This is a genomic window from Sinomonas humi, assembly GCF_000802235.1.
Lineage (GTDB): Bacteria > Actinomycetota > Actinomycetes > Actinomycetales > Micrococcaceae > Sinomonas > Sinomonas humi.
In genome coordinates this window covers 38,065-62,062 of record NZ_JTDL01000002.1, presented here as the reverse complement: position 1 = coordinate 62,062, position 23,998 = coordinate 38,065, and the positions used below count along the sequence as shown (strand labels likewise).

Here is a 23,998-nt window from a genome sequence, read left to right as displayed (position 1 = left end):
GTGGGCCGGGGTTTAGATGAACCTTGTGCAAAATTCATTCCTAGACGACAACGCCGCGGATCGGCAGGGCATGAGCCTCGCGGACTACCTCTCGGTGGCCCGAAGGTATTGGCTCGGGATCCTGCTCTTTGCGGCGGTCGCGACGGCCGGCGCCTTCGGCTGGTACCTCGTGCAGCCCCGCGTCTACGAGGCGCAGTCGAACGGGATGGTCGTGACCGGCGGCTCGGAGAACCTCAACCTCTCCCTCGCTGGGGACAACCTCTCGAAGTCGAAGGCGAAGAGCTACCGCTCGCTCGCGGACTCGCTCCTCGTGGCCGAGCGCGTCGTCAAGGACCTCGGCCTGAGCACCTCGCCTCAGGCGATCGCGGGCACGGTCAAAGTCACGGTCCCGGTCGATTCGTCCGAGCTCCAGGTCGTCGCCACTTCCGCCAACCCTGTGCAGGCGAAGGAGGTCGCGGATGCGTGGGTTTCGGCCCTCGCGGCGCAGGTCTACGAGATCGAGAAATCGATGTCGAGCACGGGCTCCGAACCTGCCACGAAGGTCGTGCCGCTAGCGAAGGCCACGGTCCCGACCTCGCCCATCTCTCCGAACCTTCGGCTCGCGCTCGGCGCTGGCGCTGCAGGCGGCCTGGTTCTCGGCTTCGGCTATGCGCTCGTGCGCAATCTCCTCGACCGCCGCATCCGTGCGGCCGCCGAGATCGAGAGGCGCTTCCGGGTGCCCGTCGTGGGAACGCTCCCGCGGGACAAACGCCTCGTCGGCGAGACACGGGTCCTCGACCTGCACGGGACCGGCGCTGGGCACGCGATGGGCGAGGCGCTCCGGGAACTGCGGACGAATCTGCACTTCATCGACGTCGACAGCCCGCCGCGGGTGCTCCTGGTCACCAGCTCGCTGCCGTCCGAGGGCAAGTCCACTGTCATCGGGAACCTTGCGGCAACCATTGCCGCCGCGGGCGAGGAGGTCATCGTCGTCGACGCCGACCTTCGCAGGCCGACAGCGCACAAGGTCTTCGGCGTGATCGGCGACGTCGGCATGACCGACATCCTGACCGGCCGGGCGAGCATCGACGAGGTCCTTCAGGAGTGGGGGCCCATGCCCCAGCTCAAGATCCTGGCCGCGGGGCGTATCCCGCCGAACCCGTCAGAGCTGCTGGGATCGCGGGCGATGCAGCATCTCCTCGAGGAGCTCTCAGAGCGGGCCGTCGTGCTCATCGACACCCCGCCGCTCCTGCCAGTCACCGACGCGGCGGTCCTCTCCCGGGCGGCGGACGGCACGCTCGTGGTCGCGCGGGCGCGCAAGACGACGACGGACAGTCTCCAGCGGGCGCTCGGGAATCTGGGGCGCGTGCGCGGGCGGGTCCTCGGCGTCATCCTCAATTGCGTCCCGCCCAAGGGGCCGGACACGTACGGCTACGGCTACTACGGCACGTACCCGAGCGGACCCGATCGCCGCAAGGCACGACAAGGAGGACAAGGGGGAGGTCAGGCGTCTTCGGCCCCTGAGCCCGTGCCCGCGTTCAGGGGCAGGCGCTCGGCGAGCTGACGTCGTTCTGCTTCCCGCAGCGCGGCGCGGCTCTCGCCGGAGAGTGCACGGCGACGCCGGCGGGGAAGGGCGGCACGGATCAGGGTGCTGACGGCCGGAACGAGCTCCTCGGCCATGCGATCGTAGGCGGAGGCATCGAGTCCGAAGGGGTCGGCGACGTCGTTGAGGCCAGGCTCGTCGAGGCGCACCTGATGGCGGATCTTGTCGCCGTCGGCCACATACCGCCGCCACGCGTCCTGCACGCTCTCCCGTGTCGAGGGACCGGGCAGGATCTCGATGAGGCGGGCGAACTCGCGCAGGGTGAACGTGCGCTTGAGGGCCGAGGGGGAGACCGCCAGGAGCGGACCGCGGTGCTCCTCGGCCATGATCAGCACGAGGTCTGCCTCCGCTACGTGCTGCTGCGCGAGCTGCTGGGCTTCGAACGCCTCGAGGCTCGAGCCGAGCCGCTCGGCGATCTCCGCTGACCTTGGATGGGCTGGCTGCCCCGCAAGCGCTCGAACGCCGGCACTCGTGACGCTGAAAACCCCTGGGGCTGCCTCGTCGAGGCCGGACTGAAGCAGCCGCTCGGCCAGAGGAGACCTGCAGATGTTCCCGGTGCAGACGGTGAGGATGCGGAAAGGAGTTCCGTCGCTCATCGCTTCACGCTAGCACCCCGATCCGCCAAATGGGCCAGATGCGAAGGGCTACCCGCCCGACAACCGCCGAGGCTGGCACCGTCCGCATGCAGGGATCCGGCGCGGATGGGACCCGGCAGGCCAGCGACGAGTCGGCGGACGCCGAGCGGTGGTCGCCGAGCAGCACGAGCTCGCCCTCTGGGACCTTGAAGGCGCGGAAGCAGCGGGAGGAACGCGGCGTCGTCGTGCAGTCGAGCCGACCGGGCACGAAGGGAAGGTCGAGCGCGACGTACGGTTCGTCGACGCCGAGGCCGTCACGCTCGAGCCGGCCCGCCGCGTCGCAGCACGCAATCGTCTGGCCACCCTGGGCGACGATCCGCTTGACGAGATAGCTCTGACTCGTGGGCCCGATGCCCGTGACATCCCCGAAGACCCGCGCCGCGTTGCCAATCCACTCGGGGAGGCCGCCGCTGGAAGGTGGGGCGCTGGCAGGTGCGCCGCCGCTGGCAGGAGCGCCGTCGCCGGCAGGAGCGCCGCCGCTGGCAGGAGCGCCGCCGCTGGCAGGAGCGCCCCCGCCGGAAGGAGCGCCGTCGTCGCTCCTCTCTCCGTCCCATCCCGCTGGCCGGACCACGACGACGACGTCGCCCACCGCGGGCGCGTTGCCGAGCCGCATGGAGAGGCGGTCGGCGAGGATCCAGTCGCCGCCGCGAGGGCTGCCGTGGAGCGTTGGTTCCATGGAGGCGGAAGGCACGCGATAGAGCTTCACGAAGAATGCCTGAACGAGCGAGACCACGAGGAGGGCCACCAAGGCATGGGCCACGAAACGCAGCCAGGTGGGCATCGTCTTTCGCTGCCGGTGGGGGGCCATGCGGCGAAGGTAGCAGGGGAGAAGAGCACGGAGGGCGGCCGTGCGAGTGCCTCCGTGGCTGGCACGGACGGCTTGACGCCTATCCGCCCGTCCACATATTCTGAACGAACGGTCGGTAATTATTTGAGGAGGAGCTATGGCAGCTGCACCCCTGCAGTCCGTGCCCGCGCCGCGACCTGAGGACCAGGACGCATCCGTGTCCCCAGAGACCCGCGCTGGCCAGGCATATTTTGACCGCATCATCGCTGACGACTCCCGCATCGAACCCAAGGACTGGATGCCGGAGGCGTACCGCAAGACGCTCACGCGGCAGATCTCCCAGCATGCGCACTCAGAGATCATCGGAATGCAGCCGGAGGCCAACTGGATCACGCGCGCCCCGAGCCTCAAGCGCAAGTCGATCCTCATGGCGAAGGTCCAGGACGAGGCGGGCCACGGGCTCTACCTCTACTCCGCTGCCGAGACGCTCGGCACGCCCCGCGACGTCCTGAACCAGCAGCTGCTGGACGGCAAGGCCAAATACTCCTCGATCTTCAACTATCCGGCTCGCAGCTGGGCGGATATGGGCGCGATCGGCTGGCTCGTCGACGGCGCTGCGATCGCGAACCAGGTCCCGCTGTGCCGGGCAAGCTACGGCCCCTACGGACGTGCGATGGTGCGCATCTGCAAGGAGGAGTCGTTCCACCAGCGGCAGGGCTTCGAGATCCTTCTCGAGCTCTCCCACGGCACACCCGAGCAGAAGGAGATGGCGCAGGACGCCGTCAACCGCTTCTACGCGCCCGCACTCATGATGTTCGGGCCCCCGGACGACGATTCGCCCAACTCGAAGCAGTCCATGGCCTGGAACATCAAGCGGTTCTCCAACGACGAGCTGCGCCAGCGCTTCGTCGGGATGATCGCGGAGCAGGTCAAGGTCCTCGGGCTCACTCTCCCCGACCCGGAGCTCCGGTTCGACGAGGAGACGGGCAAGTGGATCCACATGGAGCTCGACTGGCAGGAATTCAAGGACGTCATCGCGGGCCGCGGCCCGTGCAATGCCCAGCGTCTTGCGCGGCGCCGCGAGGCCCACGCGAACGGTGCGTGGGTGCGCGAGGCGGCACGCGCTTACGCAGGGAAGCAGCGCGAGAAGCAGATGCAGAAGGCAGGTGCGGCGTGATGAGCCAGGAGAACGAAGGCCAGGCAGCGGGCCAGCAGGCCAACGTCTGGCCCCTCTGGGAGGTCTTCGTCCGTTCGAGCCGCGGCCTCTCCCACGTCCATGCCGGCTCGCTCCACGCGCCCGATGCGGAGATGGCGCTGCGCAACGCCCGCGACCTGTACACGCGTCGGAACGAGGGAGTCTCGATCTGGGTCGTGCCGTCCGAGGCGATCATGGCGTCCGACCCGGACGCGAAGGGCTCGTTCTTCGAGTCTCCTCAGGGCAAGGACTACCGGCACGCGACGTACTACACGAAGAGCGAGGGCGTGAAGCACCTGTGAATGCGCCTACGCCTGCCCATGCAGACCACTCCCTCGACAGCTTCGGCGACGCCGCGGCGTCGGCCACTCGGGTGACCCCCGGCAATGCGCTTCGCCCTGAGGACATCGCGATCCAGACGGTGCGCCCCAGCGAGGACGTCGCGCAGTACGCGCTGCGACTCGGGGACGATTCGCTCATCCTCGCGCAGCGGCTCGGCCATTGGATCTCGCGCGGGCCGGAGATCGAGGAGGACATCGCTCTCGGCAACATCGCGCTCGACCTCCTCGGCCACGCCCGCTCGTTCCTCACCTACGCGGGCCACGCGTGGGGCAAGACCGAGGACGACCTCGCGTACTGGCGCGAGGAGGACGAGTTCCGTTCCGCATGGATCTTCGAGCAGCCGAACGGCGATTTCGGGGTGACGATCGCGCGGCAGCTCGTCGTCGCCATCTACCAGCGTCTGCTCTATTCGCGGCTCGTGGAATCGGCCGACAGCACGATCGCCGCGATCGCGGCGAAGGCGCTCAAAGAGGTCGACTACCACCGGGACCACGCGATCCAGTGGACGCTCCGCCTCGGCGACGGCACCGACGAATCCCACCGCCGCATGCAGGCGGCGATCGAGCTCATGTGGCCTTACGTGGATGAGCTGTTCGACGACGACGAGCTGACCGAGCGGGTCGGAGATGCCGGCGTGCGCCCCTCAACGCTCCGCGGCGAGTTCGACGCCGAGATCCGTGCCGTCCTCGATGAGGCAACGCTCGCCTTGCCCGCAGTTCCCCGCGCAAGCGGCGGCGGCCGCCGGGGCGAGCACACCGAGCACCTCGGCTACCTGCTCGCCGAGATGCAGGTGCTCGCCCGCAAGCACCCGGGCGCAACCTGGTAGAGGAGCCTTCCGTGATCAGGACCGATGACGACGTCGTCGCCCTCGCCGCGACCGTGAACGACCCCGAGATTCCCGTGCTGAGCATCCGGGACCTCGGGATCCTCCGGGACGGGCGCGTTGACGCCGACGGCACCGTCCGCCTCACCATCACCCCGACCTATTCGGGCTGCCCTGCGATGGACGCGATCCGCGACGACCTTCAGCGCGTCTTCCACGACGCCGGGTACGAGAAGGTCGTGGTCGATCTCGTCCTCTCTCCAGCGTGGACCACTGACTGGATGACCGAGGAGGGCAAGGCCAAGCTCGAGGAGTACGGGATCGCGCCTCCGACGGGTCACGCTGCCGCCGGTCCCATCCGGCTCGGCCTAGCCGTCAAGTGCCCCCGCTGCCACTCGCTCAACACCCGCGAGCTCTCCCGCTTCGGCTCGACGTCCTGCAAGGCGCTCTACGTGTGCCAGGACTGCCACGAACCCTTCGACTACTTCAAGGTGCTGTAAATGACTTCGAGGTGCTCCCTATGACAGACCAGCTGACCGAGGGCGCCGAGGCGACCGGGCGCCGTCGTGCGTCCTTCCACCCACTCGAGGTGAGCGAGGTGCGGCGTCTCACGAATGACGCGATCGAGGTGACGTTCGCCGTCCCGCCCGCGCTCGCCGACGAGTACGACTACATCCCTGGGCAGTACGTCGCGCTGCGCGCCCAGCTGCCGGGCAGCGACGCGGAGGTCCGCCGGAGCTACTCGATCTGCGCGGTCCCGCAGCGTTTCGAGGACGGCAGCAGCGAGATCCGGGTCGCGATCAAGAAGGACCTCGGTGGCGTGTTCTCGACGTGGGCCAACGAGCACCTCGCGCCAGGGGACACGCTCGACGTCATGAGCCCGGCCGGTGCCTTCATCTCGAAGCACAAGATGACCGGCCTCAACGACCCGACGAGCATCGACACCGAGCGCGAGCACACGTTCGTCGCGGTCGCGGCGGGCTCGGGGATCACGCCGGTCATCGCGATCGCGAAGACGGTCCTCGCGGCGAACGAGAACGTCCGCTTCGACTTGGTCTACGCGAACAAGGCGGCGATGGACGTCATGTTCGTCGAGGAGCTCGCCGACCTCAAGGACAAGTACCCCTCGCGGTTCGCGCTTCACCACGTCCTCTCGCGAGAGCAGCGCATCTCGCCTCTGCTCTCGGGCCGGGTCGACGCCGAGAAGCTCACCACGCTGCTCAACACGGTGATCCACGCCGACGACGTCGACGAGTGGTTCCTCTGCGGGCCGTTCGAACTCGTCCAGCTCGTGCGGGACACGCTGGCGGCACGGGGCGTCGAGCCGGAGAAGGTGCGCTTCGAGCTCTTCACGACGGGCACGCCGACCAACCTCGAGGGGAACATCGGGCGCCCCATCGTGGAGGACGAATCGGGCAAGAACTTCGACATCGAGTTCCGTCTCGATGGCCTGTCCGGGGTCGTCAAGAGCCCGGCCGCGGCGAACGAGACGATCCTCAACGCGGCCTTGCGTGTGCGCCCGGATGTCCCGTTCGCGTGTGCCGGCGGCGTGTGCGGCACGTGCCGTGCCAAACTCGTCAAGGGCACCGTCGACATGGCCGAGAACTACGCCCTCGAACCCGACGAGCTTGAGCGCGGGTACGTCCTGACGTGCCAGTCCCGGCCCACCTCGGACGCCGTGTCTGTCGACTTCGACGCCTGACCCAATGACGCCCTGACCCAAATGACGCCTGACCCTACGAGGAGCCATCCTTGATCTCGCTCACCATCGCCGACGACATCGCCGAAGTGGTGCTCGACGCACCCGGGAAGCTCAACGCCGTCGACCCCGAGGCGCTCGCCGAGCTCACCCAGGCGTACGACGACGCCGCTGCCGCCGCCTCGCGCGGCGAGGTGCGGGCGCTGCTCCTGCGCGGCGAGGGCCGCGCCTTCTGCGCGGGACGGGACATCTCCGGCGTCGACCCCGCGGACGACGACGTGCTCGGATACCTCGGCGGGCTCGTCACGCCGCTCATGCATAAGATGGCAGCGTTCCCTGCCCCGACCTTCGCGGCCGCCCAGGGGGCCACGCTCGGGGTGGGACTCGGGCTCCTGCTTGCGACCGACGTCGTCTACGTGGCCGAGAACGCGAAGATCGGCTCGCCGTTCGCCAATCTGGGTGCGACCCTCGACTCGGGGGGCCACTGGTACTTCACCGAACGGCTCGGCCTTCATCGCACGCTCGACCTCATCTACACGGGCGACCTCATGAGCGGCGCCGAGGCGGTGCGGTCGGGGCTGTTCAGCCGGGCCTTCCCGTCCGACGAACTCCTCGAGCGGACGCGGGAGACTGTGCGCCGGGTGGCCCGGGGTGCCACGGGCGCGTACATGGCGTCCAAGGAGCTCGTCGCGCAGATCCGCGACCGTCGCTTGGGGCTGTGGGAGTCGATGGACGCCGAGAACAAGGCGCAGGCCGCGCTGTGCGACTCGGCGGACTACCGGGAGGGGTTCAAGGCATTCCAGGAGAAGCGGAAGCCGCTGTTCTCAGGGAGGTGACCGGGTGGGGGAGTAGGGTGGCCGCGTGACCGCCTCTAGCAGAGCTTCTCACCATTCCCCCGCCTCTCACAACGACACGTCGGTCAACGTCGAGCTGAACCCGCTGTTCAGCCGGCCCGGCGAGGCTTCGGTGTTCCCACGCTTCACGGTTCCGGAGGGCGAGTCCCTGCCCTCGACGGCATACCAGATCGTCCACGACGACGCGATGCTCGACGGCAATGCTCGGCTCAACCTCGCGACCTTCGTGGGGACCTGGATGGAGCCCGAGGCCGGCAAGCTGTATGCCGAGACGGTCGACAAGAACATGATCGACCGCGACGAGTACCCGAAGACGGCGGAGATCGAGCACCGCTGCTGGCGTATGCTCGCGGACCTCTGGAACGCACCGGATCCCGGGGACACGATCGGCACGTCCACGGTCGGTTCCTCCGAGGCGTGCATGCTCGCGGGCCTTGCGCTCAAGCGCCGCTGGCAGCAGGCCCGGCGCGCAGCGGGGAAGCCGACCGAGCGGCCAAACCTCATCATGAGCTCCGCTGTTCAGGTGTGCTGGGAGAAGTTCTGCAACTACTTCGAGGTCGAAGCGCGCTACGTGCCGATTTCCGAGGAGCACCGCGTGCTCGACGGGCACGGCCTCGAAGACTACGTCGATGAGAACACGATCGGCGTCGTTGCGATCATGGGCGTGACGTACACCGGAATGTACGAGCCCGTGCAGAAGATCTCCGAGGCTCTCGACGCGATTCAGGCCTCAACTGGGCTCGACGTTCCGATCCATGTCGACGGCGCCTCGGGGGCGATGATCGCTCCGTTCCTCCAGCCCGACCTCGTCTGGGACTTCCGGCTGCCGCGGGTCGCCTCGATCAACACCTCGGGGCACAAGTACGGGCTCGTATACCCGGGACTCGGTTGGGTCGTATGGCGGGAGACAAAGGCATTGCCCGAGGACCTTGTGTTCCACGTGAGCTACCTCGGCGGCGACATGCCCACGTTCGCTCTCAACTTCTCCCGGCCGGGCGCCCAGGTGCTCCTGCAGTACTACCTGTTCCTGCGGCTGGGGGTCGAGGGGTATCGGGCCGTTCACGCAGCGTGCCGTGACGTCGCTGAGTACTTGGCTCGGGAGATCGGGGCCATGGAGCCGTTCGAGCTGTGGAATGACGGTTCCGATATCCCAGTCTTCGCCTGGAGCCTGCGCGAGGGACACACGGACAAGTGGAACCTGCACCACCTCTCGGATCGTCTTCGCATGGAGGGGTGGCTCGTACCGGCGTATCCCATGCCAGCCGGGCTCGAGGGTCTGACCGTGCAGCGGATTGTCGTGCGCAATGGCTTTACGCGGGATCTCGCGGCGAGCTTCCTCGAAGACTTGCGCAACGCGGTCGAGTTCCTCGATTCGGCCGATGCCCCGTTCCCTGACCCGGGACATGCACCGGCCTTCCATCACTAGGCTTCCGCTTCCGCCGGTCCTGTTCCCTATGCTCACCCGCCTGCTTGTCGAATACTTATTTGATTGCTTGTTTGTTTTTCGAACACATATTCGATAGGCTCTGACCATGGAGGGCATGGGGGATGCAGCTGGTCTAGCTGAAGTCGGCTCGCGCGAAGCCGGGCAGCCGCGCGAGGATTGGCGGGCTGCGCTCGGCGGCCTCTTGCACAGGGCGGAAGGTCCATCGACGAGGGACATCAATTCTTTTCTGGCGCGCCTGGGTCTCGGCGTAGCGTCGGACCATCTGACGGGTCCAGATCTCATAGATCGCCTTGACGCACTCGAGCGGTTGAAGGCGGCTGCCGCTGCTGAGCAGGCGAGGGTGCAAGTGGTCTTCGCTGAATTGTGCGAGGCGGGGATGGATCCTCGCGCCGCAGCTTTGGAGTCCACTACGGGGCGAGGCGTCGCGAGGACGCGCGAGCGCTCCGCATCGGCTCAGGTTGCCCTCGCCCGCAAAGTGTCGCCAGCGCGCGGGGCGCGACTTCTTGCTATGTCGAAGCGCCTTGTGGGCGAGATGCCGTACACCTTCCGTGCGCTGGCGGCGGGCCAGCTCAATGAGGAGCGGGCAATCTTCGTGGCCGAGGGCGTCGAGGTGCTCTCACCGAGTGCTCGGTCCGTCGTTGACGAGGACCTCGCCAGCCATCCGCGCCGTCTCGAAGGCTTGGGGGATAGGGGCATCCAGAACGCGGTTCGTGCCGCTGTGGATGCGATCGACGACGACGCAGCCCTCGCCCGCGTGCGCAAAGCCGAGGGGGAGCGTAGGGTCACCGTTCGACGCCTTCCCGATTCCATGGCGCAACTCACCGCCATTCTTCCCGTGGCGCAGGCGGCGGCCGTGGCTGGTGCCCTGAGGGCGGCCGGGGCGACCGCGAGGGCTGCGGGGGACCGGCGGACGGCGGGGGACCGGCGGACAGCGGGGCAGATCGCAGCCGATACTCTCGTTGAGCGCGTCACAGGCCAGGCCACAGCTGATGCCGTGCCGCTGCGAGTGGGTCTGGTGATGACAGATTCCGCCCTCTTCGGAGGCGCGCGTGAACCTGCGTTGCTTCAGGGGTACGGGACGATCCCCGCTGGCCAGGCCAGAGCGACGGTTGTCGCGGCTGCCGGTTCGATGTCCAAGGCAGCAGGAAGCGGGGCCGGGGAGGGCGGCGAGGACGGCGAGGGAACGAGCTGCTCAGGTACCGCGTTGCAGCCAGCCAGCATGTCTCCCGGTGCTGCCGTGTCTCCCGGTGCGCGGTCGGCTCCCGGTGCTGCCGTGTCTCCCGGTGCGCGGTCGGCTCCCGGTGCTGCCGTGTCTCCCGGTGCGCGGTCGGCTCCCGGTACTGCCGTGTCTCCCGGTGCGCGGTCGGCTCCCGGTGCTGCCGTGTCTCCCGGTGCGCGGTCGGCTCCCGGTACTGCCGTGTCTCCCGGTGCGCGGTCGGCTCCCGGTGCTGCCGTGTCTCCCGGTGCTGCCTCGACTCCCGGTGCTGCCTCCCTGGCAGGGGCTTGGCTCCGCCGCCTGTACCTTGATCCGAGCACCGGGGAACTGGCTGCGATGGATTCCAAGTTGCGACGGTTCCCTCGGGCGCTCGCCGAGTTCATCGAGATCCGCGACCAAGTCTGCAGGACACCCTACTGCGAGGCTCCGATTCGGCACATCGACCATGTGACGCCGGTCGCGTCCGGCGGGGAGACGAGCGTCGAGAACGGCCAAGGCCTGTGCGAGGCGTGCAATCACGCGAAGGAATCGGTGGGCTGGGGCCGGGATGTGGTCGGGAGTGAGGGGCCAGACGATACCCGCGGGGACATCGTTACCGTCACTCCCACCGGCCATGAATACTTCTCGCCTCCGCCGACGTTGCCGGGCTCGAGCAGTCAGGGGACCGATCCGGGACACATGCAAAAACACGAAAGTGGACGAGAGGAGCGCTACGCCGGCTGACGCCGCGCCGGGTGACGCTGCGCCGGGTGACGCTGCGCCGGGTGACGCTGCGCCGGGTGGCTCCGGCCCGGCTCGTCCTGCACCTGCTGAGCCTCGGGACGCCGCGCCGGCCGACGCTGCGTCGGGCCGGGCTCGTCCCACGCTGGCTCCTGCCAGACGATCCCGCGCCAGTCCGCCCTCCTCATCTCGTATCGAGATCCTCGAACACGAGGAACGTCTGCGTGTCGAGGACCCCTGGCATGTTCTGGAGCTGGTCGAAGACGACGCGGCGGAGGTCAGTGTTGTCGACAGCGCGCACGAGCAAGATGACGTCGAAGTCACCTCCCACGAGGGCGATGTGGTGTACCTCGGGAATCGCCTTGAGCTGCTCGCGGAGCTCGCGCCATGAGTGCTGCCGCACCTTGAGGGTCACGTAGGCGCTCGAGCGGAGCCCAGCTTTGAGCGGATCCACGAGTGCTGTGTACTTCGTGATGATCCCCTGCTCCTGAAGCCTGGCGACCCGGTTGTAGGCGTGGGCCCGAGAAATGTGTACGTTCTCGGCGATCGTGGTGACCGAGCGTCGGGCGTCCTCGGTGAGCTGGGCGAGGATCGACCGATCCACTTCGTCCACGTGACCTCCTGTGATCCGCGTCATGGTCGCGCTTTTGTCTACAGATTAGCCGATTCTGCTTCCAACTTTCCAAGGTTTCGGCGACTTGTGGATACGAAACAGCAGCCGAGTGGATACTTGTGGCAACAAGCCTGATCAGAACAGGACATGCTGCGAGGAGGCATCATGACGATTCCCGCTGAGGCCGAGGAGGCCATCAAGCGCTTCGGGATCAGCATCGAGGACTACATGCTCCCGGTGCACGGTCAGATCCAGATCCTCTCCGAGGACGGGACTATCCTCCCGGACGATCAGCGCGGCTCGAGTCCCGGTCACCAATATCCCGTCCCGAGCGACACCGAGCTGCTCGAGGCGTATCGCCGGCTAGTCGTCGGGCGCAGGGTGAACGACCAGAACTCGGCGCTGGTCCGTCAGGGGCGGCTGGCCGTCTACCCGTCGAGTCATGGTCAGGAGGCCTGCCAAGTCGCTGCGGCCCTCTGCCTCCGCGAGGGAGATTGGATGTTCCCGACCTATAGGGATGCCGTCGCTGTCATGACCCGAGGGATCGACCCGGTCGAGGCCATGACCCTCTTCCGAGGCGACTGGCACGGCGGCTATGACCCTCACGAGCACAACGTGGGCATCCAGAGCACGCCCCTGACTACGCAGCTCCTCCACGCGGTCGGCGTCGCCCATGCGGCGAAGCTGCGCGGAGAGGACACCGTGGTGCTCGCGATGTGCGGCGACGGCGCGACAAGCGAAGGTGACTTTCACGAGGCACTCAACTTCGCTGCGGTCTTCCATCTTCCGGTGGTGTTCTTCGTCCAGAACAACCAGTACGCGATCTCGGTGCCGCTCGCTCACCAGACCGTCGCCCCGTCGCTCGCTCACAAGGCCGTCGGATATGGCATGGCGGGGGAGAGGGTCGACGGCAACGACATGGTCGCCCTCCTCGCAGTCCTCGACCGTGCCGTGGCCCTCGCCCGGGCGGGTTCGGGACCTCTCCTCGTCGAAGCCAACACGTATCGCATGCAGGCGCACACCAACGCCGACGACGCGACCCGGTACCGCCAAGAGGCCGAGGTCCAGGCCTGGGCCGCGAAGGACCCACTCAACCGGATGCGCCAATACCTTCGATCAACCGGTGTGCTGACCGACGACGTCGAGTCAGCCTTCGCGGGGGACGCCGAGGACGTTGCACAGCAGCTCCGCGACGGACTCAGTGCCGAGGTGAGCCTCGACCCGCAAGAGCTGTTCCGCAATGTCTTCACGGAACCAACCCCCCAGTTGCGCGAGCAGGCCGCCTTCCTGGCAGATGAGCTGGCGCGCGACGACGAGCCGCAGGAGGAGCACTGATGAGCACGGTCGCCGAGGCTGCCGCCGCACGAGCGGGGGCGAACACCCAAGAAGGTGTAGGACCCGAGACCGTCACCTTCGCGAAAGCCCTCACCACAGCAATGGCGGACGCCATGCGAGCGGACGACGCCGTCGTCGTCTTCGGCGAGGACGTCGCCAAGCTGGGGGGCGTCTTCCGAATCACGGACGGGCTCATGGCTGAATTCGGTGAGAAGCGCTGCTTCGACACGCCGCTCGCCGAGTCCGGGATCGTCGGGATGGCTCTCGGGATGGCCATGAATGGGATGCGTCCCATCGTGGAGATGCAGTTCGACGCCTTCGCCTACCCTGCCTTCGAGCAGATCGCGAGCCACGTGGCGAAGATGCACAACCGGACTCGAGGGCGCGTCCGGTTGCCGATGGTCATCCGTGTCCCGTATGCGGGAGGGATCGGTGGCGTCGAGCACCACTGTGACTCTTCCGAGGCTTACTACGCGCATACGCCAGGCCTCAAGGTCTTCACCCCCGCGACCGTCGCGGACGCCTACCGGCTACTCCGCGAAGCCATCGCGAGCGACGACCCGGTCGTCTTCATGGAGCCCAAGAAGCTGTACTGGTCGAAGGAAGCCGTGGACCTCGCCGCCCTGCGAAGGGACTTCGAAACGGTCTCCGACGCCAACCGGCCTGAGCGCGCGAACAAGGCTGAGGGGCGCGCCGTCGTCGTTCGCCCGGGCACTGACGCAACCCTCATCGCCTACGGCCCCGCAGTCCCGCCCGCGCTTGCTGCCGCCGACGCCGCGGCCGCGGAGGGTCGTTCGGTCGAGGTCATCGACCTGCGCACCATCGTCCCGTTCGACGACGAGACCCTCGTCGCGTCTGTGCGCAAGACCGGGCGCGCCGTGGTCGTGGCCGAAGCGCAGAGCTTCGCGTCGGTGGCGTCCGAGATCGTCGCGCGGGTGCAAGAGCGTTGTTTCCACTCGCTTGCCGCGCCCGTGCGCCGCGTGGCCGGCTTCGACATCCCGTTCCCGCCGCCAAAGCTCGAGCACTGGTACCTGCCGAGCGTCGACCGAATCCTCGACGCCCTCGACGATCTCCAGTGGGAGGACTGATGACCATGACGCGCGAATTCCTGCTGCCCGATCTCGGGGAGGGTCTCACCGAGGCCGAACTAGTCCGTTGGCTCGTGGAGGTCGGCGATTCCGTCGCCGTCGACCAGCCTGTTGTCGAAGTCGAGACCGCGAAGGCCGTGGTCGAGGTGCCCTCGCCCTTTGCGGGAGTGGTCGCCATGCTGCACGGGGAGCCCGGGCAGACGGTCGACGTCGGCCGGCCGCTCATCAGCATCGACGACACCGGTGAAGGGGTAACCGGTGCGGTCCATGGGATAACCGGTGCAGCCAATGGCGCGGCCGGTGCAGCCAATGCCGGGGAGGACGCCTTGGAGGCATACCGCGCCGAAGAGCAGGCTGGGGCCAAGGTGGCGGCGATGGCGGGGGCCCCGGCGCCTGCTTCCACGCTCTCTTCGGCACCCAGCTCGGGGTCGGGGAACGTCCTGATCGGCTACGGGACCTCGGCGACGTCGGCCGGCACCCGGAAGCGGCGCCGAAAGGGCTCCGGCTCGGCGTCGGCTCACACTGCCTCCGTCTCTTCCGGTGCTCCGGTTCCAGCGAGCGCCCCGGTTCCAGCGAGCGCCCCGGTTCCACGGAGCGCCCTGGTTCCACGGAGCGCCCCAGTCCCGCCGAGCGCCCCAGTCTCACCAAGCGCGCCGAGGGAGGCACTCAGAGTCGTCTCGCCGATCGTGCGCAGACTCGCACGGGAGCTCGGCGTCGACCTCCACGCGGTGAAGGGATCGGGCCCCGACGGACTCATCATGCGCCGCGACGTGAACCTGTTCGCCCAAGCCGGGGAGGCTCCGCACCCGCAGCCTCAAGTCGGGGAGGTTCCGCAAGCAGCCGCGCCTTCCGCCCCCTCGGACCCAGCCACTGGCCTCCCGATCGCGTCCCGGACCCCGGTCCGTGGCGTCCGCAAGGCAGTTGCCCAAGCCATGTCCCGCAGCCGCAGCGAAATCCCAGAGGCAACAGTGTGGGTCGACGTCGACGCAACCGAGCTCGTGGCGCTGCGAGAAGACCTCAAGCGGCGAGAGCCTGAGCGCACGCCGAGCCTTCTTGCCTTCATCGCGCGCTTCGTCCTCGCCGGGCTCGCGAGGTACCCAGAGCTCAATACCAGGATCGAGACCGCCGAGGACGGGAGTCAGGAGATCGTCGCGTTCGACGGCGTGAACCTGGGCTTTGCGGCCCAGACCCAGCGCGGCCTCGTCGTGCCGAACATCCGGGCCGCCCACAGCATGAGCGCCAGGAGCTTCGACGCCGAGCTCCGTCGGCTTGCGGAGCTCGCGCGAGAGGGCAAGGCCGCCCCGGCTGACCTCTCGGGGAGCACCTTCACGCTCAACAACTACGGGGTCTTCGGCGTGGACGGCAGCGCTGCGATCATCAACTATCCAGAGGCCGCGATCCTCGGTGTGGGCCGGATCCTCGACCGGCCCTGGGCCGTGGAAGGCCAGCTTGCCGTGCGGAAGATCGTCCAGCTGACGCTCGTGTTCGACCACCGGGTATGCGACGGAGGAACCGCCGGAGGCTTCTTGCGTTTCGTGGCCGACGCCGTCGAACATCCGGGAAGCATTCTCGCCGACCTCTGAGCGTCATGGCAGAATCGAACGCACGATCTGCCCGAACAGCGTAGAAGTAAGGACGTACGGCGTATGGATGAACAGTCTCCTATGGCTCCCTGGCGCGATCTCGGCGGCGGGACCTACTGGCTTAGCCTCGAGCCCCTTCGACTGAACATCGGCCTCGTCATCGGCACCGAGCGGGCTCTCGTGGTGGACACGGGGGAGGGGCCGCGGCAAGCGCGCCAGATTCTTGACGCGGTGCGTGAGAAGACGGAGCTGCCGCTCGTCGTCGTCAACACCCATGCCCACTACGACCACTACTTCGGCAACGCCGTGTTCGCGGCCGCAGGGGTCACAGAGTTCTGGGCACATGAAAACGCAGCCTTCACGATCGCGACGCACGGGGAGGAAGGCCGCGCCGAGGTAGCCAGGGCCGAGGCCGGCGGGCGGGAGCCTGAGATGGCTGAGGGGCAGGGGGAACACACGGAGATCGTCGTGCCTCAGGCGATCGTGCGCGATCAGCCCGTGCTCGTTGACCTCGGCGGCCAGTCCGTCACGCTGTTCTATCTCGGCCGCGGCCACACGGACGGCGACCTGCTCGTCGGGACCTCCACGACGCTGTTCACGGGGGATCTCGTCGAAGAGGGCTCCTACCCTGAATTCGGCGACGCGTACCCCGAGGAGTGGGCCGACGTGCTGCGGCACATTTCCGCCCTGCGCCACCGCTACGAGCACCTCGTGCCGGGCCACGGCGGGCTCTGCACCGATGTCGCGGTGCGCACGATGGCCGAGACGATGGCGACCGCCGTCCGCTCCGCGCGGCAGGCCACGCGCGAGTCGCCGAACGACGCCACCAAGGCAATCCCGATCCTTCCCTATGGCCCGGAGCAGTCCCGACTGTTCATCAGCCGACTCAAGGCGGCCAGCAGCCTGCACTAGAGTGGCCTGCGGGGCAGGTACGAAAGGGGCGGGATGGCCGACGACGGAACGCAGCAGCGCACAGACGACGGCGGTGCTTCCGCCCCCTCGGCCCCGCCCGTGCCCCTGACGCGGCGAGAGCTGCGCCGCCTGCGGGAAGCCGAGGAGGCTGCGAGGGCCGAATCTCCAGCGAGGGCCGAATCTGCAGAGCCCAGGCTTGCCCAAACGGGAGGCAGCCTGACTGGCTCTGTGCTGTTCGAGCCTGAGCCTGCACTGTTCGAGCCCCCGGTGGTTGAGCGTGAGCCGGTTGAGCGTGAGCCTGGACCCGCACGGGTTGAGCCTGAGCCAGTTGAGCCCGAGCCCGAGCCAGTTGAGCCCGAGCGAGTTGTGCGTGAGCCTGAGCCAGTTGAGCCCGAGCGAGTTGTGCGTGAGCCTGAGCCAGTTGAGCCCGAGCCGGTTGTGAGCGAGCCCGCGCTGGTTGAGGCCGCGCGCGAGCCCGAGATCGCGCCCGAGCCCGCGCCGGCCCCTCCAACGCCGACCCGTCCAACGCCGTCTCAGACAGAGCAGCCTGCGGGCTTCATCAAGCCCTCCCAGGCTGCTCCGCCCCGCGGCGGCTTCCGCGGCTGGCTTTACCGTCTCACGGGTGGCGCCTTGAACCTTGGTCCGTCGCCCGCCGAACGCGAAGAGGCGGAGCTCAACCGGCGTATCCGCCGTCGTCTCGACGGCAGCCGCAACACCGCGCTGCTCTCGATGAAGGGCGGCGTCGGGAAGACATCGACGACGGTCGGGGTCGGTCTCACCCTCGCGAGCGTTCGCTCGGGAAGCGTGTGCGCGATTGACGCGAACCCCGACGCCGGCGATCTCATCGAGCGGGCCCTCGGCGAGGGCGCATACGAATCGGAGCGCCAGCTCACGATCACGAGACTGCTCCGCGAACTCGGCGACAACGATTCACGCGTCGCGCTCGATGCCTACCTGCACGAAGTCCGGAGCCTGAGACTGCTGGCCGGCGAGCAGGACCCAGACCTCTCCGACTCCCTCCGCGCCGAGGATTACGAGCGGGTCTATTCGCTCGTCTCCCGGCACTACGGCGTGACGCTCACCGACTGCGGAACCGGGGTGAGCCGCCCAGCCATGCGCGGGATCCTCGAGCACGCGGACAACATCGTCGTCGCCGCCGGCTTCGCGGTGAGCGGAGCAAAGCGGGCGCGTGACACACTCCTCTGGCTGTCGGCACACGGCTTCGAGCGCCTCGCAAAGGAGGCGATCGTCGTCGTGACCGACAAGGACGACGTCTCGGCGCGCGTCGACAAGGCCGCGATCGAGGCCGCCCTCGCGGGGATGTGCCGCATGCTCATCAGTGTCCCCCACGACAAGGCTGTGGCGGACGGCGATCTTGTGTCTCTCGAGGCGGTCCGCCCCGAGACTCGTCGGGCCTACAAGGAGATCGCGGCCGCGATCGTCGACGGTTACCGCTGACCCGACAGGCAGCACTTGGCCCGACAGGCAGCACGGCTGCCCCCAATAGCAGCCGTGTTGCCTCGGCTCGATCCAAACCATTGATCCAAATCAGGATTTATCCAATGACTGGATGAGTGAAGGCTAGCTTTCCGCGCCAGCAAGCGCAACGCCCTCACGCGTTGCGAAGTCTTCGTTACGCCACAGTAGGATTCCGACGGACGGCGACCGCGAACAGCCACGTCGCAGCGACGCCGAGAAGGTACCCGCTGATGACTATGAGCGAGAGCCCGGTCCAGAAATAATGCGTCGTGCTGACGACCCCGGAACCGGGCGCGATGCGGACCAGCATCACGACCCCGAGAGCCGTTGCCGCGAGGCCCACGAGCAGGGGAATGGTGAGCCACACCCGAGACGACGCCCACGTACTGCCGAAGCCGTCCCACGCGTTCCACCGCGTCCCGGTCCTCAGCACGAGCCAACCGGCCGGAGCCATGCAGGCCGAGACAACGAGGAACGCGGCGATGACGTCTGCGGGCCGATGCCACTGGTTGACGAGGGTTGCCGCCCCGGCCGCAACGGCGAACGTTGTCCCGGCGAAGGCGACGAAAGGACGCTTCGCCGGCGAGGACACGAGGAAGACGGCAGCAGCTGCGGAGGCCGCCGCCGTCGTGTGCCCCGACGGCAGCGAATTCTCCATAATCGTCTGGATGCCCCGGAACGGGCGCGTGAAGACGTAGATCTTGAGCACCTGGGTCAGGATGTTGGCGAGTCCCGCCCCAGCCAAAGCGATGAGCGCACCCTGCCACCTTCGCTTGACGAGCGCGGCGTAGAGGAGCCCCCCAAATCCGACGACGACGGCGATGGTCGGCAGCGCGTCGAGGAAGCCCAGCGCGGCCTTCGTTGCCTTGCCGTAGACCGCGACGGCCTCATCGAGGGCGGATTCGTCGATGTACTGGCCCGTCACGGTGCGGACGAAGAACCAGTAGGTTCCCACCACGCCGATCGCGGAGGCAAGAGACGCGGCCAGGAAGAGACCCGGGCCCGCCACGACCTCACGGAATGAGGCAGCGTGCCGTGCCGAGGCAGACGTGCCGGAGCTCTCGTGAGTGGAAACCATGCCCCTAGGGTTGCACACGCCCCTGAGGATGGCCTGAAGCCCAGCCGCCTCCGATAGGGTCGAGGGCGTGCTTCAGGAATGGTGGACGGACTTCGTCAACGGCTTCACGCGCACGGCCCCGCTCACGGTCTCGGGCACGGAGCTTCTGTGGCTTCTCGCAGGAGCGGCCGCCCTGTGCATCGTTCCGGTCCTCTGGCGGTTCTTCGGACGCTTCGTGACCATCGTGCACGAGCTCGGCCACGCGTTCGCCGGCCTCACGACCGGCATGCGTGTCACCGGGATCACGCTCAGGATGGATCAGGGTGGGACGACGCTCGGGATGGGACGGGGCCGTGCCGTCTGGTTCGGCTTCTGGGGCTACCCCACGCCGGCCGTCGTCGGGGCGGGTCTCGTGTGGGCTTCGTCCCAAGGTTGGGGTCGCGCAGCCCTGTCGGCCGCCGTCGTCGTGCTCTTGCTCACCTTCCTCTTCATCCGGAACCTCCAGGGCGCGCTCATCCTGCTCGGCGCCATCGTCGTGGCCTGCTTGCTTGTCGTCGCAGTCCCGCCGGGTCTCCAGGGTCAGCTCGCCCTCGGCGCTGGGGTGGCCCTTGTGCTCGGCGCCGTGCGTGACTGGTGGAATCTCGTGTCGGTCCACACGAGCCGGCGCCGGGAGCTCGGGAGCTCCGACGCGTTCATCCTCTCCCGGAAGACCGGGGTTCCTGCCGCGGTGTGGCTCCTGCTGTTCGCCGCAGTCATCGGGCTCAGTGGGGCCGGAGCATGGCTCGTCCTGAGGGTGGCCGCATGAGCCCCGCGTCCCAGCTCCCACCGCTTGCCGAGCTCGAAGCGAGCGCCGCCGTCGTCCGCCTTCCCCTGACCGTCAAGTTCCGCGGAGTACTCGAGCGCGAGGCTCTCCTCGTGCAGGGGCCAGCTGGCTGGGGCGAGTTCGCGCCCTTTCTCGAGTACGACGACGTCGAATCCTCGCGCTGGCTCGCCTCGGCGATCGAGGCGGCGTGGGAGGGCTTTCCCGCGCCCGTCCGGGAAGCCGTCCCAGTGAACGGGACAGTGCCGGCCGTGGGTGCCGAACGAGTGCCAGAGATCCTTGCCAAGTACGGCGCCGTCTCTGCAGTCAAGGTCAAGGTTGCCGAGCGCGGGCAGACGCTCGCGGACGATCTCGCACGTGTTGCCGCCGTGCGCGAAGCGCTGCCACATGCCGATGTGCGAGTCGACGCGAATGCGGCCTGGACCGTGGATGAGGCTGTGGAGGCCCTGACCGCCCTCGCGCCGTTCGGCCTCGAATACGCCGAGCAGCCAACGGCAGGGATCGAAGGACTGGCCGAGGTCCGGTCCCGGCTTCGTGCCTCGGGGCTGCGCGTGCCCATTGCCGCCGACGAGAGCGTGCGCAAGGCCGAGGACCCGTTGCGCGTCGCCAGAGCTGGCGCCGCCGATCTCATAATCGTCAAGGCCGCCCCGCTCGGAGGCGTGCGCCGCGCGCTTGAGATCGTCCGCGAGGCGGGACTCCCCGCCGTCGTCAGCTCGGCGCTCGATACTTCCGTGGGACTCGCCGCCGGCGTTGCGCTCGCTGCCGCGCTCCCGGAGCTTCCGCACGCGTGCGGTCTCGGCACCGGGGCACTGTTTGCGTACGACGTCGCGCGCTCGCCCTTGGTGCCCCGCGGCGGCGTCCTGCCGGTCGCCCCGGTGGCGGCGGGCGAGGTCGTGCCGGACCCGGCGCTTCTCGCCGAGCACGCCGCGCCGGGCGACCGCCGTACATGGTGGCTCGAGCGGCTGCGTCGGTGTTACGCGGTCCTTGCGGGCTAGAGGGCTCGCGGGCTCGCGGGCTAGAGGGGTCGCGGGCTAGAGGGCTCGCGGTCCTCGCGGGCTAGAGGGCTCGCGGTTCTCGCGGGCTAGCGGCGGCAGATGAGGTGCGCTACGAGGGCTGTCCACCCGGTTTGATGCGATGCCCCGATCCCCGCACCCGTGTCTCCGTGGAAGTACTCGCTGAAGGTCGGGTGGGCATCCCACAGGGGACCCGAAGGGTGATGCCTCGGGGTGCTGGGACGCCGACCGTTCGCGTCGGGGCGGAAGAGGCCTATGAGCCGCGCCTCGAGCTCCCGAGCGACATCCCCGAGCGGCAGCTTCACTCCCGATCCCGTCGGGAACTCGACTGCGACGTCGGCACCCGAGCCTTCTGCGTAGACCGCGAGGGCGTCCGCGACGAGGACGTTCACCGGGAACCACACTGGACCGCGCCAGTTGGAGTTGCCGCCGAACAGCCCCGAGTCGGACTCGGCCGGGAGATACGTGATGCTCATGGGCTGGCCCGCGACGTCGACCGTGAACGGGTCGCGGTACGCCGCCGAGAGGGAGCGGAGGCCATAGGGCGAGAGGAACTCGGCCTCATCGAGGAGGCGCGCAAGCACCCGCACCAACCGTTCGTCGTGCAGGACCGCGAGCGTGACGCGGGTCGGATCCGCTCCGTCCGTCGCGCTGCCGTCCGTCGCGCGGACAAGCGCGCCCATCTCGTCTTCCCGGTGGCGCTGGAGCCAATGCAGGTTCTGGGCGAAGTCCGGAAGCTGCTTGAGAGCCCAATCGGGCGTCACGGCGACGGCGAGGAGCGGAAGGAGGCCGACCATGCTGCGGATCGGGAGCCGCTCCTGACATCCCTCGTCGCCCAACAGGACGTCATAGAAGAAGCCGTCCTGTTCGTCCCACAGGGAAACGCCTCCGCTTCCGAACGTGTTCATCGCCCGCGCGATCGCAAGGAAATGCTCGAGGAACTTCGTGGCGAGGTCGTCCCAGACGCGGTCGTCACGAGCCAGTTCGAGGGCGATGCGCATCATCGTGAGGCAGTAGAAGCCCATCCAGCTCGTTGCGTCCGACTGCTCGAGCCGATGCCCGGGCGGGAGGCCCTTCGACCGGTCGAAGGCCCCGATGTTGTCCATGCCCAGGAAGCCGCCCTCGAACAGGTTGGAGCCGTCCGCGTCCTTGCGGTTGACCCACCACGAGAAGTTCAGCAGCAGCTTCGCGAACACCCTCGTGAGGAAGTGCTTGTCCCGGGAGCCGTCGATGCAGTAGACCTGCCACGCGGCCCATGCGTGGACGGGAGGATTGACGTCCCCGAACGCCCACTCGTACGCGGGGAGCTGCCCGTCGGGGTGCATCGCCCACTCACGGCACAGCAGCACGAGCTGATTCTTCGCGAAGTCCGGATCGACGTGCGCTAGCGCCACGCAGTGGAACGCGAGGTCCCACGACGCGAACCAGGGGTACTCCCACTCGTCCGGCATTGAGATGACGTCAGCGAGGGCGAGGTGGGCCCAGCCGCTGTTGCGGCCCCAGACCGACTCTCGGTCGACGGGGGGAGCGGGGAAGGCCGGGTCTCCCTTGAGCCACTCCCGGACCGAGTAGCGGTAATGCTGTTTGCCCCACAGGAGCCCGGCAAACGCGCGGCGGGCCACGATCGCGTCCTGGCTCGCCGTCGGCTCGGGACCTTGGGGAACAACCGCTGCATAGAACTCGTCCGCCTCGCGCTCGCGGTCCTCGAGCACGTCGTCGAACCCTATGCCGAACGGGTCGAGGGGGAGCGATTCGCCCGTGAGCCGCAGCCGAACCCTTACGCTCGCTCCCGCGGCGATGGCCGGGAAGTGCCAGCGGATGGCTGCCTTCGTGCCCTCCTCCGAGGGGTTGAGCAACGAGCGGTCGCCTCGGACGATCGCGGCGTCGATCGCGTTCTTAGGATGCGGCGACGGGTTCGAAGGCGCCCCGAAGAGCTCGACATCGTTGCTTTCGTTGTCGCAGAACAGCACCTCGGGTGTTGGTGCGCCGGAAGAGGAGCCGGCGGCCCCCGCAGCGAGCACGTACCTGCCGAGGAACCCGTGGGTCGCCTCGACGGCCACGACGCCGCCGGGCGAGAGTTCCGGCGCGCGGAGGCGCCGGATGTGGGGGCGGCGGTCGTCGCGGCCCCACGCCCACGTGTTCCGGAACCACAGCTGCGCGACGAGGTCGAGGGGTGCGGACTCTGGCCCGTGGTTCGTGGCCGAGATGGTTATGCAGATGTCGTCAGGCGAGGCTTTGGCATGCACCGTCTCGATATCGAAGAACCGGTCCTCCGCGAGGACCCCCGTGTCAGCGAGCTCGTACTCTGGCTCGTCTCGGGAGCGCGAGCCGTTGATGCGGACGAGTTCCTCGTAGGGGTAGGCGGCGTGCGGGTAGCGGTACAGCGTCTTGGCCCACGAATGCGTCGGGGTCGCGTCGAGGTGCCACCAGTGCTCCTTGACGTCCTCGCCGTGGTTCCCCTGGCCATTGGTCAGCCCGAAGTAGCGCTCCTTGAGACGGTCGTCCTGCCCGTTCCACAGGGCAACGCCGAGGTTGAGGAAACCGAAGCGGTCGCACAGCCCCCCGATCCCGTCCTCACCCCAGCGGTACGCGCGGCGGTGGGCGTGGTCGAAAGGGAAGAAGTCCCACGCGTTTCCGTCGCCGGAATAGTCCTCCCGGACCGTGCCCCACTGCCGGCCCGCAAGGTAGGGGCCCCAGAGGCGCCATGGATCCGAGTCCTCGGGCGACTCGGAGAGGCGGCGGTGTTCGGCGGTATCCGGCATGGCGCCAGTCTGCCATGCAGGCCCGACAGTTCTGAC

The 23,998-nt window shown here is 68.2% G+C and carries 22 protein-coding genes; 16 read left to right on the top strand and 6 right to left on the bottom strand.

What is annotated here, in order from left to right; translation table 11 throughout:
• The first annotated feature begins 16 nt into the window (after nucleotides 1–16).
• Nucleotides 17–1,543 (top strand): polysaccharide biosynthesis tyrosine autokinase, encoded by a 1,527-nt coding sequence (locus LK10_RS00445; RefSeq protein ID WP_052206776.1) that lies wholly within the window; start codon nucleotides 17–19, stop codon nucleotides 1,541–1,543.
• Here the strand turns inward: LK10_RS00445 and LK10_RS00440 are convergent.
• Entirely contained in the window at nucleotides 1,483–2,178 is a 696-nt protein-coding gene (locus LK10_RS00440) for an arsenate reductase/protein-tyrosine-phosphatase family protein (RefSeq protein ID WP_052206775.1), read from the bottom strand. The genes LK10_RS00445 and LK10_RS00440 overlap by 61 nt on opposite strands.
• 4 nt (nucleotides 2,179–2,182) lie before the next feature.
• Entirely contained in the window at nucleotides 2,183–3,025 is an 843-nt protein-coding gene (locus tag LK10_RS00435; protein ID WP_156143965.1) for a S26 family signal peptidase, read from the bottom strand.
• A 136-nt stretch (nucleotides 3,026–3,161) separates the two neighbouring features.
• Between LK10_RS00435 and paaA the strand changes: the two genes are divergently transcribed.
• From paaA to LK10_RS20650, 8 genes are all read left to right on the top strand, one after another.
• A complete protein-coding gene (paaA, locus tag LK10_RS00430; RefSeq protein ID WP_043119258.1) occupies nucleotides 3,162–4,181 on the top strand; it encodes a 1,2-phenylacetyl-CoA epoxidase subunit PaaA in 1,020 nt (339 codons plus the stop codon).
• Entirely contained in the window at nucleotides 4,181–4,501 is a 321-nt protein-coding gene (gene paaB / locus LK10_RS00425) for a 1,2-phenylacetyl-CoA epoxidase subunit PaaB (protein ID WP_052206773.1), read from the top strand. Before paaA ends, paaB begins: the two co-directional genes overlap by 1 nt.
• Entirely contained in the window at nucleotides 4,498–5,367 is an 870-nt protein-coding gene (gene paaC, locus LK10_RS00420) for a 1,2-phenylacetyl-CoA epoxidase subunit PaaC (protein WP_043119255.1), read from the top strand. The genes paaB and paaC overlap by 4 nt, the downstream gene beginning before the upstream one ends.
• An 11-nt stretch (nucleotides 5,368–5,378) precedes the next feature.
• On the top strand, nucleotides 5,379–5,864 hold the full coding sequence (gene paaD / locus LK10_RS00415) for a 1,2-phenylacetyl-CoA epoxidase subunit PaaD (protein ID WP_043119254.1): 486 nt from the start codon (nucleotides 5,379–5,381) through the stop codon (nucleotides 5,862–5,864).
• A 20-nt stretch (nucleotides 5,865–5,884) separates the two neighbouring features.
• Nucleotides 5,885–7,066 carry a 1,2-phenylacetyl-CoA epoxidase subunit PaaE gene (paaE, locus tag LK10_RS00410; RefSeq protein WP_043119253.1) on the top strand — a complete coding sequence of 394 codons (1,182 nt, stop codon included), beginning with the start codon at nucleotides 5,885–5,887 and terminating at the stop codon, nucleotides 7,064–7,066.
• A gap of 50 nt (nucleotides 7,067–7,116) precedes the next feature.
• On the top strand, nucleotides 7,117–7,899 hold the full coding sequence (locus tag LK10_RS00405) for an enoyl-CoA hydratase/isomerase family protein (RefSeq protein ID WP_043119252.1): 783 nt from the start codon (nucleotides 7,117–7,119) through the stop codon (nucleotides 7,897–7,899).
• Between the two features lie 25 nt (nucleotides 7,900–7,924).
• On the top strand, nucleotides 7,925–9,343 hold the full coding sequence (locus tag LK10_RS00400; protein ID WP_043119251.1) for a glutamate decarboxylase: 1,419 nt from the start codon (nucleotides 7,925–7,927) through the stop codon (nucleotides 9,341–9,343).
• Nucleotides 9,344–9,449: 106 nt separating this feature from the next.
• Nucleotides 9,450–11,303 carry an HNH endonuclease signature motif containing protein gene (locus tag LK10_RS20650; protein ID WP_081998168.1) on the top strand — a complete coding sequence of 618 codons (1,854 nt, stop codon included), beginning with the start codon at nucleotides 9,450–9,452 and terminating at the stop codon, nucleotides 11,301–11,303.
• On the opposite strand, the gene LK10_RS22110 is transcribed toward LK10_RS20650, so the two are convergent.
• Both LK10_RS22110 and LK10_RS00385 read right to left on the bottom strand, forming a co-directional pair.
• A complete protein-coding gene (locus LK10_RS22110) occupies nucleotides 11,291–11,488 on the bottom strand; it encodes a hypothetical protein (RefSeq protein ID WP_043119249.1) in 198 nt (65 codons plus the stop codon). The genes LK10_RS20650 and LK10_RS22110 overlap by 13 nt on opposite strands.
• Nucleotides 11,485–11,937, bottom strand: coding sequence for an Lrp/AsnC family transcriptional regulator (locus tag LK10_RS00385; RefSeq protein ID WP_043119247.1), 453 nt, complete (start codon nucleotides 11,935–11,937; stop codon nucleotides 11,485–11,487). The genes LK10_RS22110 and LK10_RS00385 overlap by 4 nt, the downstream gene beginning before the upstream one ends.
• 141 nt (nucleotides 11,938–12,078) lie before the next feature.
• Between LK10_RS00385 and pdhA the strand changes: the two genes are divergently transcribed.
• The 5 genes from pdhA (at nucleotide 12,079) to LK10_RS22475 (ending at nucleotide 18,289) form a co-directional block, all read left to right on the top strand.
• Nucleotides 12,079–13,248: a pyruvate dehydrogenase (acetyl-transferring) E1 component subunit alpha gene (pdhA, locus tag LK10_RS00380; protein WP_043119246.1), complete on the top strand. Its 1,170-nt coding sequence runs from the start codon at nucleotides 12,079–12,081 to the stop codon at nucleotides 13,246–13,248.
• Nucleotides 13,248–14,336, top strand: a complete 1,089-nt coding sequence (locus tag LK10_RS00375) for an alpha-ketoacid dehydrogenase subunit beta (RefSeq protein ID WP_043119245.1) — start codon at nucleotides 13,248–13,250, stop codon at nucleotides 14,334–14,336. Before pdhA ends, LK10_RS00375 begins: the two co-directional genes overlap by 1 nt.
• Nucleotides 14,336–15,919: a dihydrolipoamide acetyltransferase family protein gene (locus LK10_RS00370; protein ID WP_043119244.1), complete on the top strand. Its 1,584-nt coding sequence runs from the start codon at nucleotides 14,336–14,338 to the stop codon at nucleotides 15,917–15,919. The genes LK10_RS00375 and LK10_RS00370 overlap by 1 nt, the downstream gene beginning before the upstream one ends.
• A gap of 81 nt (nucleotides 15,920–16,000) precedes the next feature.
• Complete coding sequence (locus LK10_RS00365) at nucleotides 16,001–16,831, top strand: MBL fold metallo-hydrolase (RefSeq protein WP_052206764.1); 831 nt, start codon at nucleotides 16,001–16,003, stop codon at nucleotides 16,829–16,831.
• A 33-nt stretch (nucleotides 16,832–16,864) separates the two neighbouring features.
• Nucleotides 16,865–18,289, top strand: a complete 1,425-nt coding sequence (locus tag LK10_RS22475; RefSeq protein ID WP_231567529.1) for a MinD/ParA family ATP-binding protein — start codon at nucleotides 16,865–16,867, stop codon at nucleotides 18,287–18,289.
• A 175-nt stretch (nucleotides 18,290–18,464) separates the two neighbouring features.
• Here LK10_RS22475 and LK10_RS00350 read toward each other — a convergent pair whose 3' ends face one another.
• Nucleotides 18,465–19,388, bottom strand: coding sequence for a phosphatase PAP2 family protein (locus tag LK10_RS00350; protein ID WP_043119242.1), 924 nt, complete (start codon nucleotides 19,386–19,388; stop codon nucleotides 18,465–18,467).
• Between the two features lie 67 nt (nucleotides 19,389–19,455).
• On the opposite strand from LK10_RS00350, the gene LK10_RS00345 reads away from it, so the two are divergent.
• Nucleotides 19,456–20,172, top strand: a complete 717-nt coding sequence (locus LK10_RS00345) for a M50 family metallopeptidase (RefSeq protein ID WP_043119241.1) — start codon at nucleotides 19,456–19,458, stop codon at nucleotides 20,170–20,172.
• Nucleotides 20,169–21,182, top strand: coding sequence for an o-succinylbenzoate synthase (locus tag LK10_RS00340; RefSeq protein ID WP_043119240.1), 1,014 nt, complete (start codon nucleotides 20,169–20,171; stop codon nucleotides 21,180–21,182). The genes LK10_RS00345 and LK10_RS00340 overlap by 4 nt, the downstream gene beginning before the upstream one ends.
• An 86-nt stretch (nucleotides 21,183–21,268) precedes the next feature.
• Here LK10_RS00340 and LK10_RS00335 read toward each other — a convergent pair whose 3' ends face one another.
• Complete coding sequence (locus tag LK10_RS00335) at nucleotides 21,269–23,962, bottom strand: MGH1-like glycoside hydrolase domain-containing protein (RefSeq protein WP_043119286.1); 2,694 nt, start codon at nucleotides 23,960–23,962, stop codon at nucleotides 21,269–21,271.
• Between the last annotated feature and the right edge of the window lie 36 nt (nucleotides 23,963–23,998).

Excerpts from the sequence above, each read along its gene's own strand:
- LK10_RS00445 (WP_052206776.1), top strand. The coding sequence starts at position 17 with ATGAACCTTGTGCAAAATTCATTCCTAGACGACAACGCCGCGGATCGG.
- LK10_RS00440 (WP_052206775.1), bottom strand. The coding sequence starts at position 2,178 with ATGAGCGACGGAACTCCTTTCCGCATCCTCACCGTCTGCACCGGGAAC.
- LK10_RS00435 (WP_156143965.1), bottom strand. The coding sequence starts at position 3,025 with ATGGCCCCCCACCGGCAGCGAAAGACGATGCCCACCTGGCTGCGTTTC.
- paaA (WP_043119258.1), top strand. The coding sequence starts at position 3,162 with ATGGCAGCTGCACCCCTGCAGTCCGTGCCCGCGCCGCGACCTGAGGAC.
- paaB (WP_052206773.1), top strand. The coding sequence starts at position 4,181 with ATGAGCCAGGAGAACGAAGGCCAGGCAGCGGGCCAGCAGGCCAACGTC.
- paaE (WP_043119253.1), top strand. The coding sequence starts at position 5,885 with ATGACAGACCAGCTGACCGAGGGCGCCGAGGCGACCGGGCGCCGTCGT.
- LK10_RS20650 (WP_081998168.1), top strand. The coding sequence starts at position 9,450 with ATGGAGGGCATGGGGGATGCAGCTGGTCTAGCTGAAGTCGGCTCGCGC.
- LK10_RS22110 (WP_043119249.1), bottom strand. The coding sequence starts at position 11,488 with ATGAGGAGGGCGGACTGGCGCGGGATCGTCTGGCAGGAGCCAGCGTGG.
- LK10_RS00385 (WP_043119247.1), bottom strand. The coding sequence starts at position 11,937 with ATGACGCGGATCACAGGAGGTCACGTGGACGAAGTGGATCGGTCGATC.
- pdhA (WP_043119246.1), top strand. The coding sequence starts at position 12,079 with ATGACGATTCCCGCTGAGGCCGAGGAGGCCATCAAGCGCTTCGGGATC.
- LK10_RS00375 (WP_043119245.1), top strand. The coding sequence starts at position 13,248 with ATGAGCACGGTCGCCGAGGCTGCCGCCGCACGAGCGGGGGCGAACACC.
- LK10_RS00370 (WP_043119244.1), top strand. The coding sequence starts at position 14,336 with ATGACCATGACGCGCGAATTCCTGCTGCCCGATCTCGGGGAGGGTCTC.
- LK10_RS00365 (WP_052206764.1), top strand. The coding sequence starts at position 16,001 with ATGGCTCCCTGGCGCGATCTCGGCGGCGGGACCTACTGGCTTAGCCTC.
- LK10_RS22475 (WP_231567529.1), top strand. The coding sequence starts at position 16,865 with ATGGCCGACGACGGAACGCAGCAGCGCACAGACGACGGCGGTGCTTCC.
- LK10_RS00350 (WP_043119242.1), bottom strand. The coding sequence starts at position 19,388 with ATGGTTTCCACTCACGAGAGCTCCGGCACGTCTGCCTCGGCACGGCAC.
- LK10_RS00340 (WP_043119240.1), top strand. The coding sequence starts at position 20,169 with ATGAGCCCCGCGTCCCAGCTCCCACCGCTTGCCGAGCTCGAAGCGAGC.
- LK10_RS00335 (WP_043119286.1), bottom strand. The coding sequence starts at position 23,962 with ATGCCGGATACCGCCGAACACCGCCGCCTCTCCGAGTCGCCCGAGGAC.